This window comes from Ruminococcus sporogenes, from assembly GCF_054655175.1.
On record NZ_BAAHOA010000003.1, the window covers coordinates 50,353 to 69,631 of the forward strand.

General features: G+C 41.4%; 18 protein-coding genes. All 18 read right to left on the bottom strand.

Annotated features, from left to right (window positions below; translation table 11 throughout):
• Position 1 precedes the first annotated feature (1 nt).
• The 18 genes from hisZ to ACYQ0N_RS10525 all read right to left on the bottom strand — a co-directional run bounded on the left by hisZ (position 2) and on the right by ACYQ0N_RS10525 (position 19,266).
• Positions 2 to 1,186: an ATP phosphoribosyltransferase regulatory subunit gene (gene hisZ, locus ACYQ0N_RS10440; protein WP_460162644.1), complete on the bottom strand. Its 1,185-nt coding sequence runs from the start codon at positions 1,184 to 1,186 to the stop codon at positions 2 to 4.
• A 63-nt stretch (positions 1,187 to 1,249) separates the two neighbouring features.
• Positions 1,250 to 5,587, bottom strand: coding sequence for a PolC-type DNA polymerase III (locus ACYQ0N_RS10445; RefSeq protein ID WP_460162645.1), 4,338 nt, complete (start codon positions 5,585 to 5,587; stop codon positions 1,250 to 1,252).
• A 10-nt stretch (positions 5,588 to 5,597) separates the two neighbouring features.
• Positions 5,598 to 6,635 carry a flavodoxin-dependent (E)-4-hydroxy-3-methylbut-2-enyl-diphosphate synthase gene (gene ispG / locus ACYQ0N_RS10450; protein ID WP_177532814.1) on the bottom strand — a complete coding sequence of 346 codons (1,038 nt, stop codon included), beginning with the start codon at positions 6,633 to 6,635 and terminating at the stop codon, positions 5,598 to 5,600.
• Positions 6,636 to 6,644: 9 nt separating this feature from the next.
• On the bottom strand, positions 6,645 to 7,691 hold the full coding sequence (rseP, locus tag ACYQ0N_RS10455; RefSeq protein WP_177532815.1) for an RIP metalloprotease RseP: 1,047 nt from the start codon (positions 7,689 to 7,691) through the stop codon (positions 6,645 to 6,647).
• Between the two features lie 9 nt (positions 7,692 to 7,700).
• Positions 7,701 to 8,852, bottom strand: a complete 1,152-nt coding sequence (dxr, locus tag ACYQ0N_RS10460; protein WP_460162646.1) for a 1-deoxy-D-xylulose-5-phosphate reductoisomerase — start codon at positions 8,850 to 8,852, stop codon at positions 7,701 to 7,703.
• A 77-nt stretch (positions 8,853 to 8,929) separates the two neighbouring features.
• Positions 8,930 to 9,763, bottom strand: a complete 834-nt coding sequence (locus ACYQ0N_RS10465) for a phosphatidate cytidylyltransferase (RefSeq protein WP_177532816.1) — start codon at positions 9,761 to 9,763, stop codon at positions 8,930 to 8,932.
• Position 9,764: 1 nt separating this feature from the next.
• Entirely contained in the window at positions 9,765 to 10,505 is a 741-nt protein-coding gene (locus tag ACYQ0N_RS10470; protein WP_177532817.1) for an isoprenyl transferase, read from the bottom strand.
• Positions 10,506 to 10,515: 10 nt separating this feature from the next.
• On the bottom strand, positions 10,516 to 11,070 hold the full coding sequence (frr, locus tag ACYQ0N_RS10475) for a ribosome recycling factor (RefSeq protein WP_460162647.1): 555 nt from the start codon (positions 11,068 to 11,070) through the stop codon (positions 10,516 to 10,518).
• 4 nt (positions 11,071 to 11,074) lie between these two features.
• On the bottom strand, positions 11,075 to 11,785 hold the full coding sequence (gene pyrH, locus ACYQ0N_RS10480) for a UMP kinase (protein WP_177532819.1): 711 nt from the start codon (positions 11,783 to 11,785) through the stop codon (positions 11,075 to 11,077).
• Between the two features lie 103 nt (positions 11,786 to 11,888).
• Positions 11,889 to 12,929 carry a D-alanyl-D-alanine carboxypeptidase family protein gene (locus tag ACYQ0N_RS10485; protein WP_460162648.1) on the bottom strand — a complete coding sequence of 347 codons (1,041 nt, stop codon included), beginning with the start codon at positions 12,927 to 12,929 and terminating at the stop codon, positions 11,889 to 11,891.
• A gap of 118 nt (positions 12,930 to 13,047) precedes the next feature.
• Complete coding sequence (locus ACYQ0N_RS10490; RefSeq protein WP_460162649.1) at positions 13,048 to 13,626, bottom strand: site-2 protease family protein; 579 nt, start codon at positions 13,624 to 13,626, stop codon at positions 13,048 to 13,050.
• Positions 13,619 to 13,924, bottom strand: a complete 306-nt coding sequence (locus tag ACYQ0N_RS10495; RefSeq protein WP_460162650.1) for a hypothetical protein — start codon at positions 13,922 to 13,924, stop codon at positions 13,619 to 13,621. Before ACYQ0N_RS10495 ends, ACYQ0N_RS10490 begins: the two co-directional genes overlap by 8 nt.
• Before the next feature lie 112 nt (positions 13,925 to 14,036).
• A complete protein-coding gene (gene sigG / locus ACYQ0N_RS10500; RefSeq protein WP_460162651.1) occupies positions 14,037 to 14,810 on the bottom strand; it encodes an RNA polymerase sporulation sigma factor SigG in 774 nt (257 codons plus the stop codon).
• Positions 14,811 to 15,064: 254 nt separating this feature from the next.
• Positions 15,065 to 15,781 (bottom strand): RNA polymerase sporulation sigma factor SigE, encoded by a 717-nt coding sequence (gene sigE, locus ACYQ0N_RS10505; RefSeq protein WP_177532824.1) that lies wholly within the window; start codon positions 15,779 to 15,781, stop codon positions 15,065 to 15,067.
• A gap of 21 nt (positions 15,782 to 15,802) precedes the next feature.
• Positions 15,803 to 16,642: a sigma-E processing peptidase SpoIIGA gene (locus ACYQ0N_RS10510; protein WP_460162652.1), complete on the bottom strand. Its 840-nt coding sequence runs from the start codon at positions 16,640 to 16,642 to the stop codon at positions 15,803 to 15,805.
• Positions 16,643 to 16,818: 176 nt separating this feature from the next.
• A complete protein-coding gene (locus ACYQ0N_RS10515; protein WP_177532826.1) occupies positions 16,819 to 16,992 on the bottom strand; it encodes a FeoB-associated Cys-rich membrane protein in 174 nt (57 codons plus the stop codon).
• Positions 16,993 to 17,004: 12 nt separating this feature from the next.
• Positions 17,005 to 19,017, bottom strand: a complete 2,013-nt coding sequence (feoB, locus tag ACYQ0N_RS10520) for a ferrous iron transport protein B (RefSeq protein ID WP_460162653.1) — start codon at positions 19,015 to 19,017, stop codon at positions 17,005 to 17,007.
• On the bottom strand, positions 19,018 to 19,266 hold the full coding sequence (locus tag ACYQ0N_RS10525; RefSeq protein WP_460162654.1) for a FeoA family protein: 249 nt from the start codon (positions 19,264 to 19,266) through the stop codon (positions 19,018 to 19,020). It lies immediately after the preceding gene.
• Positions 19,267 to 19,279: the final 13 nt, after the last annotated feature.

The window sequence follows — 19,279 nt, forward strand, 5'->3', positions numbered from 1 at the left end:
CTTACTGCTCCTCCTTTCCGCCGACAGTCAAAATCTCGGATATATTCTTTTCTTCAGCGTATTTAACAGTTTCGTCAATACTATCAAAAAGTGAAATTTCAACCTTTTTTCCGCTTTTCCTCAGATCGTCGGACTTTTTCAGCGCCTCCATTTCATAGCCCTTCTCTGCAAACACTATAACGTCTGCGAGAGCCGCCTTTAATGGACGCCTTTTCAGTTCAACCTGCGTCACGGCGTCGACATTTACTGCAAAGCCGGTAGCGGGCACATCATATCCGAAATCGGCAATCAGCTTGTCATATCTTCCACCTGACAAAACCTCTTCCCCATACCCTTCAAGATAACCCTTTATTATAACGCCCGTATAATAATCCGTTCTGTTTACCATGCCAAGGTCTACCGTCAGATTACCGCTGCCGATAATAGCGGAAACATTTTTATAAAGCTCTTTCAGACCTTCAAGAACCGAATCAATCTTATCGTCTGAAAACAGCTCGGCGGCCTTATCAAATACCTCTTCCCCGCCGAAAAGTCTCGGAAGCCTTTTAAGAGCATGGGTAATTTCGTTTTTTCCGATACTATCCAGCATATCGTTTAACGCAGGATAATTTTTAGCTTCTATATAATCGCGTATAGTTTCCTTTTGTTCGTCCGTCGCGTCAAGCTTTTCTACAAGCTCTCTGAAAAACCTGATATCTCCGATTTCAAGTGAAAACTCCCCGTCAGAACAGGAGGAAAGCACTTCTATTGCAGTGGCTATTACTTCGAGGTCAGCCATTTTGGAAGACGAGCCGATAAGCTCTATTCCCGTCTGAACCGTCTGTGCGCTTCTGCCCTTCAGCGACGGCTCCATTGTAAAGACGCACTGATTATAATATAAACGTATAGGCAGAACCGCGTCCTTCAGCCTTGTAGCAACTATTCTTGCTATCGGAACCGTATTGTCGGGACGCAGAACAAGAAGTCTGCCCTTGCAGTCCGTCAGCTTAAACAGTCTTTCCTGAGGAAAATATCCGGAATTATGGTCAAATACATCGTAAAATTCAATGCTGGGAGTAATAAGCTCAGAATATCCTCTGCCCTTGAAAATATTATGAACCTTTTTTTCTATGCTTTGTCTTATAATACACTCGTCGAATAACAAATCCTTAGTACCCTCCGGGGTAATCAAATCATTACTTCTCATTATTATTTCCTCAATTCGCTTTAGTATGCTAACATGATATCACGTCATTCAAAAGAAGTCAAGCTAAAATAACGTCATTTGACTCGTTTTAGGCAAATTGCCCAAAGCCCCTAGCTTTTCAAGAGCTTCCATTGTTGTTTTTGACGCGCCGCTTTTGTTCTGAAGCTCCTCCGCAGATATATAATCCTTTTTCTGAGCAGCCTCATAAAGTTTTACAGCAGCATTATCGCCTACGCCGGAAATGGCATTGAATGGTATTCTTATTTTTCCGTCTTCTATAAGATATTTTGTCGCATGAGATTTGTAAATGTCAATAGGCAGAAAATCGTATCCTCTTGCCATCATTTCATTGATTATAAGAAGAAGGTCGTAGGAATCCTTTTCCTTTGCACTTTTTTCATTTCCCTTTGCCCTCAGCTCTTCAATCTTATTCCGAACAGAATTGATACCCATATTAACCGTTTCCACATCAAAATCAGCGCCTCTCGTTGTAAAATATGTAGCATAAAATTCAAGAGGCTTATAAAGCTTAAACCATCCGAGCTTTATTGCGGCAATAACATATGCGGCCGCATGGGCTTTCGGGAACATATACTTTATTTTAAGACAGCTTTCTATATACCAGTCCGGTACATTGTGCTCTTTAAGCATTTCTATAATTTCCGGAGTAAAAAATTTAGGCGCCTTGCCCTTTCGCGTCCATTCCATAATATTAAAAGCCATCTTAGGCTCAACGCCCTTGTAAAGCAGATATGTCATAATACTGTCACGCGTACCTATAACGTCTGAAATAGTGCAAGTACCCGAATCAATCAGATCCTTTGCGTTACCGAGCCATACGTCCGTTCCGTGTGAAAGTCCGGAAATCTGTAAAAAATCGCTGAATTTTTTTGGCTTGGCGTCTATTAGCATCTGGATAGTAAAACCGGTTCCCATTTCAGGTATGCCAAGGCTTCCCGTCTGACAATAGATTTCCTCCGGAGAAACCCCCAACGCTTTTGCAGAAGTACACATTTCAATAACCTTTGGATCCGAAGTAGGAACATCCTTTATTTTTATTCCCGTCATATCCTCAAGATGTTTATAGAGAGTAGGCACAACATGTCCCAGCTCGTCAAGCTTCAATATTGTATCATGAAGCGAATGGAAATCAAAATGTGTGGTAACAACGTCTGAATCCTCTGATTCCGCCGGATGCTGGATCGGAGTAAAATCATAAACCTCGTAATCCGACGGAACGACCACCATACCGCCCGGATGCTGTCCGGTCGTCCTCTTCACTCCTGTACAACCAATTGAAAGCCTGTTTTCTTCGGCGGGATTTGCCGTCTGTCCTACCTCTTCAAGATAATGCTTTGCATAGCCAAAGGCCGTTTTAGACTGCACTCCGCTTATCGTTCCTGCTTTAAACACGTTTTTTGGCCCGAACAACTCTTCAGTATATCTATGCGCGCTTCCCTGATATTCACCGGAAAAATTCAAATCAATATCCGGCGCCTTATCGCCGTCAAATCCCAGAAATGTTTCAAACGGAATATCATGACCGTCGCGATGCATATCAGCTCCGCATTCAGGACAGTTTTTCTGAGGCAGATCAAACCCGGAGCCTACGCTTCCGTCAGTAATAAATTCACTGTGTCTGCACTTCGGACACACATAATGCGGCGCTAAAGGATTAACCTCTGAAATTCCCGCCATAGAAGCTACAAACGACGAGCCGACGGAGCCTCTTGATCCCACAAGATATCCATGCTCCTCAGAATTCCAAACAAGCTTCTGAGCAATTATATAAAGAACTGAAAATCCATGCTTAATAATGGATTCAAGCTCTCTGTTAAGTCTTTTTCCGACAATTTCAGGAAGCGGATCGCCGTATATACTTTTAGCCCTTTCATTTGTAATTCTGACCAGATCCTCCTGCGCTCCAGGAAGATCTGGTGTAAACGTTCCCTTTGGAATAGGTCTTATACGCTCTATCCAGTCGGCTATCATATTGGTATTTTCAACAACAACCTCATATGCCTTGTCTTTTCCAAGATACTCAAATTCCTCGAGCATTTCATCAGTAGTCCGCAGATAAAGCGGCGGCTGATTTTCACCGTCCTTAAAGCCGTTGCCTACCATAAGTATCTTTCTGAAAATACTATCGTCCTTATCCATAAAATGAACGTCACAGGTAGCGCACACAGGAATGCCCAGCTTATCCCCCAGTTCAACTATTCTTCTGTTATAGTCCCGCAGCTCTTCAATAGAATCGGCCTGTCCCTTTCTCACCATAAATTCGTTGTTCATAACAGGCTGAATCTCCAGATAATCGTAAAACCTTGCAAGCTCCTCTATTTCCTTTTCAGGCCGTTTATCAATAACCGCCCTGAAAAGCTCTCCCGCTTCGCAGGCGCTTCCGAAAATCAGTCCTTCCCTATGCTTCAAAAGCTCTGATTTCGGCATCAAGGGCCTTTTATAAAAATAATCAAGCTGGCTCATGGAAATAAGCTTATACAGGTTCTTTAATCCTACATTATTGCGTACAAGTATAATCTGATGAAAATATTTCAGCTTTTTAACGTCTATTTTATTTACCTTTGTATTAAGGTCTGCAAGTATCTCTACTCCGTTATCGTTTACAAGTCTTTCTGCAAGCTTTATAAATATCTTCGCTAATATCATAGCGTCGTCGCAGGCGCGGTGGTGCTCGAACTTACCCAGCTTTAAATGCCTGGCCACGCTGTCAAGAGTATGCCTGCCAAGCTCCGGCAGCATTGCCCTGCTCATAATAAGCGTATCAATGCTTGTATATTCATGCGAAATATTATGACGTCTGCACACCGCGTCGATCATCGAATTATCAAATCGGGCATTATGAGCGACCATAACAGGATTATCGCCGCAGAAACGAAAGAATTCTTCTACAGCCTGTCGCTCCTTCGGCGCATTAGCAACCATACCGTCATTAATTCCGGTAAGCTCGACAATTTTCTGAGGTATAGGACGTTCGGGATTCACCATGATATTAAAGCTGTCTATCACCCTGAGATTCTTGATTTTCACAGCTCCGATTTCAGTCAGCCTGTCCCTGTCAAAATTAAGTCCGGTAGTTTCAACATCATAGATGATAATTTCATCGTTAATGCTTCTTTTATCTTCTTTTGTTACAATATTCAGCGGAACTATATCGTTTACAACATATGCCTCGCAGCCGTATATTACCTTAAAATCGTCCATACCTGCCGATGCGTTCATAGCGTCGGGAAATGCCTGAGCTACACCGTGATCCGTAATTGCAATTGCCCTATGCCCCCATGAATGAGCCCGTTTTATAAGGGTACCGGCGTCGGTTATGGCGTCCATAGCCGACATATTGGTATGCAGATGAAGCTCAACTCTCTTTTTCTCTGCATTATCAGTTCGTTCTTTCTTTTTAACAGCAACGATAGACAGAGGACGTATAGATACGTCTCTCGAAAAGGTATCGAATTCTATATCGCCGTAAACAATAACCGTAACTCCCTTTTTGAGTTTTCCGGTATCCGTTTTATCCTTTTCAGGATCAATAAACAGCTTCATCTGTAATGAGCCTGTATAGTCAGTAAGATAAAAAACATGAATTTCTTTACCGTTTTTAGTGGTCTTAACATCGGCCGCGTCAAATATATCTCCGATTATCGTAACCTTTCTGTCAAGCTCCTTTACCGCTTCTCCTATCGGTTCGGGTTGGGTTCTTATATTCTTCCCCTTGATCTGCAATGCAGAATCTGATATTATATCAAACGGCAGATTTAATCCTGACATATCCGCCCGCCGCGCTTCCTGCGGTTTTCTTTCCACGGGAGGAGCCGCAGAAGCAGAAGGCGCGAACGCAGTCGGTTCCGGCCGCTTTGGAAGAGAAGCGCGTATTTCCTCCATCATTTTATCATGCTCCCCGACGTCAACGCTATGCTCTCCGGTAAGCTCCGTTTTTATATCCAAGTTAAACTCGTCTTTTATCAGCTTTGAAAGCTCGTTGCAGAAATTTGCTTTCATCAGCAGATCATAACCGCCGTTTTTTATGCCTATTGTTATAAGTCCGTCCCCATACTTCACATCTGCGTTATCAAGAAAGCCGTTGACTACCGCAAGCTTTCTTTTCAGCTTTGATATAAGCTCGCCGTAATAATCCATCGTAAAAAGCTCGGGAGAATACGAGCAGTGAAGATTTATTCGATCAAGATGAAATATATTTTCAAGGCGCTTTTCAAAGGTGATAACATCGTTGTATGGAATCAGCTTTGTAAATCTTACATAAAAAGAAATTTCTGTTTGATTTGAAGAATATGTAAGCTTATAAATCATACCGTCCTTCGTAATCTCCGGTATATCGCACGTATATTCGTTTAAAAAATCGCCCAGTCTTATTTCATTCATCTCAAAACTCCTAAAGCTTTTCTATTTCCTTAAGTAATTCGGGAACGATTTCATCCTCGCTTATCTTTCTCAAAACCTTTCCCTTTTTAAATATCACAGCGCATTTATCGCCTCCGGCGATACCTATGTCGGCTTCCATAGCTTCACCCGGTCCGTTTACTACGCACCCCATAACCGCAACCTTAACGTTTTTGTCAATATCCCTTACGGCGTCCTCTATCATTGAAGCGGCTCTTACAAGATCAATCCTTGTCCTGCCGCATGTCGGACACGATACAAGCTCAACGCCGCTTCCCTTGCCTACCGCCTTAAGAATGTCCTTTGCGGCGGATACCTCTTTTAAAGGATCGCCTGTAAGAGAAACCCTTATAGTTTCTCCTATTCCATCTGCAAGCAGGGAACCTATTCCCACCGCCGACTTTATTATTCCCATTCTTTCAGTTCCCGCCTCCGTAACGCCAAGATGAAGCGGATAGCTGCACCTGATCGACGCCAACCGATAGCTTTCTATCATGGTCTTAACATCAGATGACTTTATTGAGATAACTATATTGTCAAAATCGAACTGTTCAAGGATTTTAACATGCCTGAGTGCGCTTTCCACAAGAGCCTCGGGCGTAGGAGAGCCGAATTTTTCAAGAATATCCTTCTCAAGAGATCCGGAATTTACGCCCACCCTAATCGGAACGCCATGCTGCCGGCACGAATCCGCAACAAGCTTAACTCTGTCCAGACCGCCTATATTTCCGGGATTTATTCTTATTTTGTCAACTCCCGCCTCCGCTGCGGCAAGAGCCAATTTATAATCAAAATGTATATCGGCAACAAGAGGTATTCCTACCTTTTCCTTTATAGCAGGTATAAGCTTAACAGCGTCCATATCCGGTATAGCTGCGCGGATTATATCGCAGCCTGCCTTTTGAAGCTCCTCAGCCTGTTCAACACTTCCCTCGATATCGTCAGACCTTCTGTTGAGCATTGACTGCACATAAATTTTCTCGCCGCCGAAAACGCAGTTTCCGACCTTGACCTTTTTTATATTTCTCATAAAAATATCCTACCCAAATAATTTTTTTATATCGCTGAATGTAACCGCAATTATCAGAAGCATTAGCAAAGCCATTCCTATCAAATGCACAGCTCCCTCATGCTCAGGCTTAACAGGCTTTCGTCTTATTGCCTCTACAACCAAGAAAATGAATCTGCCGCCGTCAAGCCCCGGTATAGGAAGCAAATTGAAAATACCGAGGTTAATAGTAATCAGCGATGTCAGGCTGAACAGAGACATAACCGATTCCTTGATATTTATTCCTGAATCGGCAGCGTCGCCGATAGCGTCAACAAGCCCGACTGGTCCGGACAAATCCTTAAAGCCGTATTTTCCGGTTACAAGATCCTTTAATGAAAGCCACACCAGCTTAGCTGTTGAAACCGTATCCTTAGCGGAATACGATAATACGTTTAGCGGCGTTTTCTTATGCGCTTTTATATAAAAATCCACCAGTGAACCGGTTGATTTATCTTTAAATACGACATCGTTAAGCTCTGTTCTTTCGCCATTTCTCTTAACTACAAGATCATAGCTGTCATTTTCGGAGGAAATAAGCGCGTATTGAAGATCCTTTACTGTCATTATATCCATTCCGTCAATTTCAATAATTTTATCTCCTTCGCGCAAACCGCAGTCATAGCTTGAAGCCGAATATTCTGAGGCTGATTCGGAGGCTGTATGAAAAGAATCTATAACGGTTGTAGGAACTGATGTGTCCATGCATGTAAGAACAACTATTACAATAAATCCCAAAACTATATTCATAAACGCTCCTGCTAAAACGACAATCATTCTCTGCCACACAGGTTTGTTTCCGAATGCGCTGCTGCTGTCGCTTTCAGCGTCTTCTCCCTCCATAGCGCAGAAACCGCCTATCGGAAACAGCCTTACTGAATATTCTGTTTCTCCCCATTGCTTTTTCAGCAGACACGGGCCCATGCCCAAAGCGAACTTATTCACTCTTATTCCGCATAGCTTTGCCGCGGCAAAATGTCCGAACTCATGAATAAGTATAATAATTCCGAATATCACAATAGCGAGAATATATTTCATTGCTGCCTCCTAATTTATCTTGCTTAACACATAATCTCTTGCTTTTTTATCCCATTCAATCACGTCCTCAAAACACGTTATATCATGATACTTAAATTCCTTAAACGCTCCGTTTACAAGATTTCCTATCTGATTAAAGCTGATTTTTCCGCCGAGAAAATGCTTTACAGCCTCTTCATTAGCGCCGTTTACTATACACGGATAAGCTCCCCCAATAGTAATTGCACCGACGCAAGCAGAGAGACATTTAAATGTTTCATAATCGGGCTTTTCAAAGGTCAAGGTTCCGCAGTCGGTAAGAGAAAGGGGCTTGCAGTCGCATTTAAACCTGTCCGGATAGAGCAGGGCATATTGTATAGGTATTTTCATATCAGGCGTCCCCATCTGAGCAATTACAGAATTATCGTTATACTCAACCGCTGAATGAACCACGCTTTGCCGGTGAACGACTACTTCAATCTGCTCAGGCTTTAAATCAAAAAGCCATTTTGCTTCAATAAATTCAAGTCCCTTATTCATGAGAGTAGCGGAATCGATAGTTATTTTGTTTCCCATGCTCCAGTTAGGATGGTTCAATGCCTGCTCTATCGAAACGTTTTCCAATTCACTTAATTTCTTACCGAAAAAAGGTCCTCCCGAGGCCGTTAATATTATTTTTTTTAGCTGCTCTCTCTTATTACCCTGCAAGCATTGGAATATTGCTGAGTGTTCACTGTCGACCGGATAAATTTTTACATTTTTTTCAGCCGAAAGCTTCATAACAAGATTTCCGCCTGCAACAAGAGTTTCCTTATTGGCAAGCGCAATATCCGTCCCGCTCTCAATAGAGGTAAGAGTGGGAAGAAGCCCTATCATTCCTACAACAGAATTGACAAGCATATCAATTTCCCGGTCCGCCGCTATTTCACAGAGTCCTTCCATACCGCTGACAACCCTGACTCCGTATCCGAACAGCGCGTTTTTCAGATTAACCGCATATTTCTCATCGTATATACAAGCGGTTTTTGCTCCGGTTTCAATACACTGCTTTGCAAGAAGCTCCCAGCTTGAACGCGCCGCCAGCGATTTAACAGAAATGTTATGCTTTTTTGCAACTGAAAGAGCCTGAGTACCTATTGAACCCGTTGATCCTATAACAGAAATCATTTTCACTCTGCCCATATAATTATATGCCGTAAAACGGCATAATACCATCCCTTCACGATATTTTCGAAAAAAGGGGCTTATCAGCCCCTATTTCATTTATATATACTTATCAAAGAAACAAACGCATAGAAACAGGGAGCGACAAAAAGTACGCTGTCAAACCTGTCCATAGCACCGCCGTGTCCCGGCATAATATTTCCATAATCCTTTATTGCGCACTGCCTTTTCAGAACGGACGCTGAAAGATCTCCTATAGTTCCGACAACCGCAAGAGCCATTCCAAGTAAGCAGACTTCAAAATAATTAACGCTGACAGTACTGTCCGTAACGAGAGGAAGTATCTTTGAATATCCAAAGTTGATAAGCATAAACAGCAGACCTGTAACAACAATTCCGCCGATAAAGCCCTCCACAGTCTTTTTGGGACTGACCTCCGGGCAAAGCTTATGCTTTCCGAAAAAAGTTCCTGCAAAATACGCGCCTGAATCAGCGAGCCATGCGCCGCAAAGTCCCATTATAAGATACATAAGACCATGCGTTTTATCCATACCGTTTAATATAATAAGACAGCTCATTGCTTTGCTCACTAAAATTGTACAGGATAAAATGAATAACAATCTGTAATATTTAAGCGTTTTATGCTGCGCTATATAAGTTATGAAAATACATAATATCAATATTAAATTAACTGCAAACCTATATTTGGAAGCGGATCCGTATGCTAAAAAAGGAGAAACAGCGCCGTAAATAAAAGCCGGAATGCAGGTCAGCCGCAGTCTGAGACATCTTCCTGCCCTGAAAAGCTCAAAAAGCATCAGCAGCGTTACTGCCGCAATTGCAAGCTTAAGCAGTATAGTGTTGTGCAGTATCAGAATAATAACAGCAATAACGATTCCGACTGCTGCGGAAATAAGTCTTACCCCCATGTCATACTCCTCCGAATCGTCTTGAACGGCCGGCATAATCGATCAGAGCCGCTTCCAGTTCCTTTTCCGAAAAATCAGGCCATAAAACGTCTGTAAAATAAAATTCGGCATATGCGGACTGCCATATCAAAAAGTTTGAAATTCTCAGCTCTCCGCTTGGCCGTATCAGCAGATCCACGTCCGGCACGTCCCTTGTATATAAATTTGCTCCAAACGTTTCCTCTGTTATATCCTCAGGACTGATTTCACCGTCCGCCGCTTTATCGGCAAGTATTTTTGCAGCATGAACAATCTCGTCTCTACCGCCGTAATTTATCGCCAGAAGCATAGTCATTTCCCGATTATCCTTCGTATCCTCTTCGAGATCGTTCATTTTCTTTTGAAGATCTTCGTCAAATATGGATTTATCTCCAAGAAACAATACCCTAACTTCTTCTCCGATGTAGTTTCTTACGTCTACAATATATTCCCTGAACAGCTCTATAATAGCTTCAACCTCGTCCTTAGGCCTTTTCCAGTTTTCAGTGGAAAAAGCGTAAAAGGAAATATTTTTTATGCCTATATCCTTGCAATATCGAGCTATTCTCCTGAAATTTTTAGCGCCCTCCCTATGGCCGAATCTTCTGGGCATAGCTCTTTTTTTAGCCCATCTTCCGTTGCCGTCCATGATGAAAGCTATATGTCCGGGCAGGTTATCGGGGAGACCGCCCGTTTCATTTTTATTTTTTTTGAAAAATGCCATTATTCAGACCTTAAAGACTCATGATTTCATGTTCCTTTTCAGAAACAAGAGAGTCAATGTTCTTACAGAATTTATCAGTCAGGTTCTGTATCTCTTTTTCACAGTCCTTGAGATCGTCCTCAGTTATTTCAGAATTTTTCTTCATAGTTTTAAATGCCTCCATAGTATCACGGCGTATGGAACGAACGGCAACCTTTGTCTCTTCGCCGTACTTTTTTATTTCCTTGCATAATTCCTTACGTCTGTCCTCTGTCGGCTGCGGGAAAACAAGACGAAGCGCCTTACCGTCGTTTGTCGGAGTAATGCCTACGTCAGATGTTAATATAGCCTTTTCAATAGCCTTTATTGAAGAAGCGTCCCAAGGCTGTATAACCAATATTCTGGATTCGGACACCGAAACCGCAGCCATCTGATTAACCGGAGTGGGAGTTCCGTAATAATCAACCATAACCTTATCAAGAACCGCAGGATTCGCTCTGCCGGCTCTGATAGATGAAAATTCGCCTTTAAGTCTTTCTGTTGATTTAGTCATTTTTTGTTCAGCTTTTTTAAGTGTATCCTTCATAATTTCAGTTCTCCTTAATAATCGTTCCTATATTTTTGCCCATAACAGCGTCGTAAATATTATCCGGTCTGCTCAGGTCGAAAACCAGCAGACTCATATTATTGTCCCGACACATTGTAGCCGCGGTACTGTCAATTACGCCAAGTCCCTGATTCAGCACATCGCTGAAATTAAGCGTATCGTATTTGACCGCGTCGCCGTATTTGTTCGGATCCTTGTCATAAACTCCGTCAACCATCGTAGCCTTAAAGAATATATCCGCCTCAATTTCCACAGCTCTAAGAGCGGCGGCAGTATCAGTTGAAAAAAATGGATTACCTGTGCCGCAGCCAAATATAACGACTCTGCCCTTCTTCAGATGACTCATAGCCTTAAGCCTTATATAAGGCTCTGCAACCTGCTGCATAGTTATAGCTGTCTGAACCCTGACGTCTATATCCAGAGATTCAAGCACGTCCGCTATTGCCAGAGCATTTATAGTCGTTGCCAGCATTCCCATATGATCGGCTCTGGTTCTGTCCATTCCCCCGCTTGAACGGCCTCTCCAGAAATTTCCTCCTCCTACAACAATACCGATTTCAACACCTGCGTCCAAACATTTCTTAACGCTTTCGCATATATTTGTAATAACGCCGTAATCGAGCCCGAATTTATTTTCTCCTGCAAGCGCCTCGCCGCTCAGCTTTAATAATATTCTCCTGTATTTGGGTTCCATTTTTACACCTCTCAAATTATTCTTTATATTATTTTACACTAAAATCATAAATCTGTAAAGTATAATTTCATATTTTTGCAAAAAAGAAACTCAAAATTATATTTTATTCTGCTTTTATAGTTATTTCACTTTTTGGCTCGATATAATTTGCATAGATATTAAATGCGTCGTGAATGGTAAGCCAGTAATCATAGGACAGAACTGTTACTGAAACATATTCCTTCCCCCCTTTTGTACCAAATGTAGCCAGACAGTTTTCCGCTTCGTCCGTATACCCGGTTTTTCCTCCTTCTATCAACGCTCCGGTAACCTCGTCGCCGTACATTCGGCCGAACATGGTGCTTTCAAGAAGAATTCCGTCGGGATGCTCTTTGGTTTTCGAAGTTGTATACTGATAAGTGGAGAGAATTTTTCTGCATAACTCGTCCTTCATAGCGTATTCCATAATCATTGCCATTTCAACAGGCGTACTGTAATGATTTTTATCATGAAGCCCGCTTGTATTAATAAAATGCGTATTTTCAAGGCCCATTTCATTCACCTTATCGTTCATAAGATCTACAAAGCCTTCCTCCGAGCCGCTGATTGCCGTCGCTAGACCGACCGTTGCGTCGGCGCCGGACGGCAGAACCGCCCCGTAAAGCATATCCTCCATAGTCACCGTTTCATTTTCCTCAAAGCCGGCCCGTGAAGCGTCCGCGTCAACGAGCGGTTCAAGTATTTCATGCGTCATAGTAAACGTATCGTCAAGAGAGTTTATATTTTCGGCTGCGACGATAAGCGTCATTATTTTAGTCATGGACGCCGGATAAATAATTTTATTCTCGTCCCGTCCGGCAACAATAGTGTTGTCGCTGACGTTTATTAAAACGCCGGCCTTGCTTACTATATCTCCTCCGAATAATGTTACATTCCCCGGATTTTCCGGATATTTAATTTTTATAACAGGTTTTTCAGTCGAATTTTCTATAATAATTGATTCCTCTGCCCATGAACCGTTTTCTCCGGCAATTCGCTGCTCTGATTTTTCAGTCCTGAATATCATTTTTACGCCGGCCAGCAACAGCGCTATAATCAGAAAAGCAAGAAAAATACATAATACTCTTATACCGCTTATTTCCTTTTTTCTTCCGTCACCAGACATATGCCTATATTTTCCTTTCCGTTTCGTAATACCGTATTTAATTTTATAACATTTAAATTCAATTGTCAAATATTGCTTTCAGCCTTATAAAAAAACTACCTGTCGCCGCAAAACAGCGTCAGGTCTTAATTAAATCACTGCTGAATATTTCGTTGGTCACAAGCAGTAAAACTGTTACATAAGCGGTAATATTATATGTGCCGGCGCTGTAAAAATAGATTATAAGTAACACTCCCGTCAAAACTGCGGCAAGCTTGAGTACAATTCCACACAATTTCCCATATCCGCCTAATACGACTCTGATTATACTTCCTCCATCAAGACTGCCGAAGGGCAAAAGATTAAATAATCCGAGTATCAGATTTATTCCGAAGGCGGAGTTCATGCCGCATACGGCATAACCCGCGGCAAATATAAAATTGAATAAAGGACCGCAGAGCAGTATAACGGCTTCATCACCTGCGGAAATAAGCCTGCATTCTCTCCGCATCTGTATACCGCCGGACCAGAATGTTATCCGGCTCATCTTAACGTTAAGAATAACGGCTGCAAGGCAATGTCCAAGCTCATGTATAACGCATGAAGCAAGCGCCAGAAATGCAAGGGCCGGAGAATTCAAAAGCGCCGTAAGACTTATTATAAACAAAAATCCGAATGTTACGGCTATTTCAAATCCGAAAACGCTAAATTTAATCATTAAAATATTTTAAAACTGTAAATACCGCTCTTTCAAATATCTTTTCAGTTTCACCGCCCGACATTTCTCTGAGCTTTTCAGCGTACCATCGAGTAATATCCGATTCCAAAATATTTATAACTGCAAAAACAAGCAGCAGGATAACGCATAACGTTAACTGCATTACCAATACGTCTCCTATGCGTTCCGTTTTTATGCTTACGTTATCATGCTTGGATCTTACAAGTTCAATCAGATCGACCGGCTCGTCTCCTCCGCTTTCTGCCTGCGTTTTTTCCTCTGCTTCAAGCTCTTCCATATAAACACCTCTTTATGTTACTGATTGATTATATGCCGTTGTGGAACCGAATATGACTTAAAAAGAGCGTTTCTTTAGAAACGCTCTTTTTGTAATATAATCAATTAAAAATTCAGATCTGCCCCTTCACTTTTGCAAGGGCGCCTTTTTCAAGTCTTGAAACCTGAGCCTGAGAAATGCCTATTTCGTCGGCCACCTCTACCTGGGTTTTTCCCTGAAAAAAACGAAGGTAAAGAATATTTTTTTCTCTTGGCTGAAGAGCCTTGATAGCTTCACGAAGCGAAAGCTCGTCCAGCCAGCTGTCAACATCGTTTTTATCGCCTATCTGATCCAGAACGTATAACGTATCTCCCGAATCCGAATAAACAGGCTCGTAAAGCGATATAGGATCGCTTATACTCTCCAGCGCCATTACTACGTCGCATTTTTCCGCGCCTACAGCTTTCGCTACTTCTTCAATAGTCGGTTCCTTCTGATTTTCCGCTGTAAGTCTTTCCTTTGCCTGCATCGCCTTATAAGCCAGATCCCGCATAGAACGGCTTACCTTGATATGGTTGAAATCCCGCAGAAATCTGCGTAGCTCTCCGGCAATCATTGGCACGCAATAGGTTGAAAATCTTACTTCCTTTGTCAAATCAAAATTATTAATTGCCTTGATTAACCCGACAACCCCTATTTGAAAAAGATCGTCGACGTCCTCGCCTCTGTTGGTAAACTTCTGAATAACGCTCAAAACAAGTCTTAGATTACCGTTTATAAGCTTATCTCTGGCTTCCTTGCTTCCTGTCCTCTGTATTTCCTTTAAAAGCGCGATTTTTTCGCTTTCTTTTAATACTGTCAGCTTAGATGTATTGATACCTGATATTACAACTTTATTATAAGCCATAGTCAATACCTCACAATATTTTTCTATTGTAATTATTGACATCTCCGCCATTATAATACATGTAAAGGAAAATTTGCCTAAATATTTTTTATAGCTTCTTTTTCTGCTAAAATAAAGTTTATTTTTACTTTTCGACTTATTTTTTAACTGAGAAACCGACGAATTGAAAAATGTATACGCCGAATACCCGCGATTTATACATTCATGCTAAAAAGGCCGCCATTAATTTTTAGAATATAAATTTTTGGCATTTATTAAAGCTTTTCCAATTCAAGCTTAAGTCTTTTGATTATTTTTTTCTCCAGTCTGGATATATAGGACTGGGAAATTCCTATAAGGTCTGCAACTTCCTTCTGCGTTTTTTCTTTCCCGTCAATCAGACCGAATCTCATTTGCATTATCTGCTTTTCACGGCCGCCGAGGGTTTCAACTGCGTCTCTGAGCATGTCTCTTTCAGCCTCCGTTTCAATACCCTTGTTCACTATATCCTCGTCGGTGCCGAGAATATCGGACAGCAGCAGTTCATTGCCGTCCCAGTCGATATTAAGCGGTTCGTCGATAGAAATCTCATTTCTGTGCTGTGACGACTTCCTCAGAAACATTAATATTTCGTTTTCAATACATCTTGAAGCATATGTGGCAAGCTTTATATTTTTATCCGGTCGGAACGTATTGACAGCCTTTATAAGACCTATTGTTCCTATCGAGATAAGATCCTCTACGCCTACTCCTGAGGATTCGAATTTCTTTGCTATATAAACGACAAGCCTTAGATTATGTACAATCAACGTTTCTCTGGCTTTAGGACTTTTTTTTTCAAGCAAACTGAAGGCCTCCGCTTCCTCTTCCTTGGTAAGCGGAGGAGGAAGAGTATCGGAACCGTTAATATAAAAAACTTCATCCCGAATTGATTTTCTCTTTTTGAAAATAAGTCTGTAAATCCTGTATAAAAATCTTCTGCACCAATTCATATCATAACAGTTCCTTTCATTTCAGCATAATAATTTGGGATTAAATATAGCGGGAACGTCTTTTTCATTAATCCCCACCATAGCGTCCACGCTTCTTTTTCTTCCTGTTTCTTCGTCGCAAATTAGTATCTCATCAGGAGTAAATACAGGAATCATTCCAAAATTACCTATCGTAGAATACGGTATAAATCTAACCGAATTTTTTTCATAGGCTTCTTTTGCATTTTCAAAGCTAATATCATATGAAAAATCTATAATTTTATTAAGATCGCTTCTTCTGCATATAATTACAGGCTTTCCGCTGAAGGAATCCACAAGGGAATTGCCGGAATCAGCTATTGCGTCAATCAACGATACATTATCCCCTTTTCTGATTACAACCTTATAACGATGCTTCATATCACAGCCCTTATCCATAAAAAATCTAAGGGCAGTTACTGCGAAATACGCTGCCGCTGTAAATACAACCAAACTAAGTAACGAAAAATCAATATAAAAATATGAATTCCCCATTGCCATAAATTTCGGCTCAAAAATATTATACAAAAGCATAATAACTCCGCCGAATATAAAATTCACTATGTAAAAATAAGCCACAAGCTTCAGCGTATGCCGTTTATCCTTGATTCCAAAGGCCAGCGCCGTTATTATTACCGCTGCAATCGCCTTGATAAGAAGCGGGATAATAAAATATATATCCGGAAGAAATATGGTAAGTGAAAACAAGCTGCCTACCGTTGCGGAAATAAGGCATCTTGAGGTTTTCAGAGGAGTGTGCGTCAGTTTCGACGTCGCTCTTAACAGAAAGAAATTAACGTAGATGTTCAGCACAATGAGTACATCAACATAAATGCATTTCATATTATGCCCCTTGCTTTTTTATTTATTATAATACTCTATTCCCAAAATTTATGTCGATTAGTGAGAACGCATTATTTTTGTAAGATTGCACAAATCGGCAATCGCTCCATAATAAATAAAAACAGAGGTTATTTTCATATGAAAATAACCTCTGTTCAAAATCAAGCCTGAAAACTTTATTTATTCTTTTTTTTATCCTCGCATAAAGCATTTGAACATCCGCTGCAATTTTTACAGCATCCGCAGCCTCTGCCCTTTACCTGATTGTAAATATTTTTGATAAGCATAGCAACGCCAAGTATAATAAGACCAATACATAAAATTATAACCAAAACACTTATCACATTCATAACCGCCCCGCCTCACATTATTAAACTGCCTATTTGAAAAATAAGCAAAGACGCTATATAAGCAACGCTTATCTGTATAGCCGCTATTCCTAACGCCCATTTCCAACTGTTCATTTCACGTTTTATAGTAGCGAACGCTGAAATACACGGTACGTACAGCAAACAGAATACCATAAATGAATATGCCGAAAGAGGAGTAAATATTCCTGATATAATGTTTGTAAGAGCCGCGGTACTTTCAGCCGAATAAAGCACGCTTAACGTCGAAACAACCGCCTCCTTGGCGACAAGACCGGATAAAAGCGACACGGCGGCCTGCCATGTTCCAAACCCCAGCGGTGAAAAAATTGGAGCTATCGCGCCCCCTATTGCGGCGAATATACTGTCTGAGCTGTTATCAACCATTTTTAGTGTCGGAGAAAAATTTTGCAGAAGCCATATAACTATACTCATAGCAAATATTACAGTACCGGCCTTAATAATAAATCCTTTCGTCTTTTCCCATGTATTTTTAATAACTGATTTCACAAGAGGACGCCTATACGGCGGAAGCTCCATTATAAACGGCGCTTTATTTTGTTTAAATAAAGTTTTCTTAAACAGCGCCCCCATAACAACGGCTGTCAGCATTCCTATAATATACATACTGAATACCACAAACCCTTTATAAGCGCCGAAAAACGCTCCTGCAAACAAGGCGTAAATAGGAAGCTTTGCTCCGCACGACATAAAAGGCGTAAGCATAATCGTCATACGGCGCTCGTTAACATTTTCCTGGGTCCTTGCCGCCATGACAGCCGGAGTAGTACAGCCGAAGCCCATAAGCATCGGTATAAACGACTTGCCTGACAAACCCAGCTTACGGAGAAACCTGTCGGTTAAAAACGCAGCCCTCGCCATGTAGCCGCTGTCCTCCAAAACAGACAAGCATAAAAAAAGTATAGCGATCTGCGGGAGAAATACAAGCACTCCGCCGACTCCTCCTATTATACCGTCGGCAATAAGCCTTGACGTCCATTCCGGAGCTGAAACCGATTCAAGTAATCTGGAAATGCCCGGCGAAATAATATTATTGAAAAAATTTTCAATCAGGTCGCTTAAAAATGTTCCAACGGATCCGAAGGTAAGCATAAACATTACAAGCATTATAAGAGCAAATACCGGAAACGCAAGAAACCTGTTAGTAACAACTGCGTCTATTCTGTCTGAAACCGTAGGCTTATCCGACGATTTAGGCTTGATAACAGTCTTTCTTACAAGCTCTTCTATGTAACGATACCTTGCGTCTGCTACCAGCGCCTCCCTGTCGTTATATGGCGAACGTTCCTCGTATTCCTTTGCTATTTTATCAATTTCATACTTCTGTTTATCGTCAAGCCTTATATAACGGTTTACAAAGGAGTCTCCCTCAAGCAGCTTTGACGCATAATACGGATACGGCTCGTCTGCCGCCTTGCTTCTGCTTACGATAACTGCGAAAATGCTGTTGAGCGCGTTTCTGGTTGTAAGATTATAATCTATTTCACAGGGCTTATGCTGATGATTAATAACATGACGTATTTCCTCTGCTATCTTATCGGTGTTTTCAGCTTTTCTGGCAGAAATCGGTATAAAAGGTATGCCGATAAGCTCTGAAAGGTATTCACAGTCTATATCTCCCCCGCCGGCTCTTACATCATCCATCATATTAACGGCTATAACCATCGGCTTGTTCAGCTCTATTAGCTGAACTGTAAGATACATGTTTCTTTCAAAATTTGTTCCGTCTATAATATTTATTATAGCGTCCGGATTTTCTTCAAGAAGAAATTCCTGCGTAACCCTTTCCTCAATAGAATAAGGCGAAAGAGCATAAATACCGGGAAGATCAACTATCTCGTAATCCGAGTCCTTCATCATTCCCGTCTTTTTTTCAACGGTAACGCCCGCCCAGTTGCCAACATATTGATTACTTCCGGTCAAGAGATTAAAAAGCGTGGTTTTACCGCAGTTAGGATTTCCTATAAGCGCTAATTTCCGGGACATTTATAGCTCCTCCTTATTCAGAGGTCTGACATTTATATTCTTAGCCTCTGAACGCCTTATCGAAAGCTCGTATCCGCGCAGTCTGATTTCAATAGGATCTCCCATAGGAGCCGTCTTTTTGACCTTTATTATAACGCCGGGAGTTATCCCCATATCAATAAGCCTGCGCTTAAGAGGCCCCTGTATTCCAATCCTTGTAACCTGCCCGCTGTGTCCGATTTTTATATTATCAAGAGTGATTTCTTCCATTTTATCCTCCGAT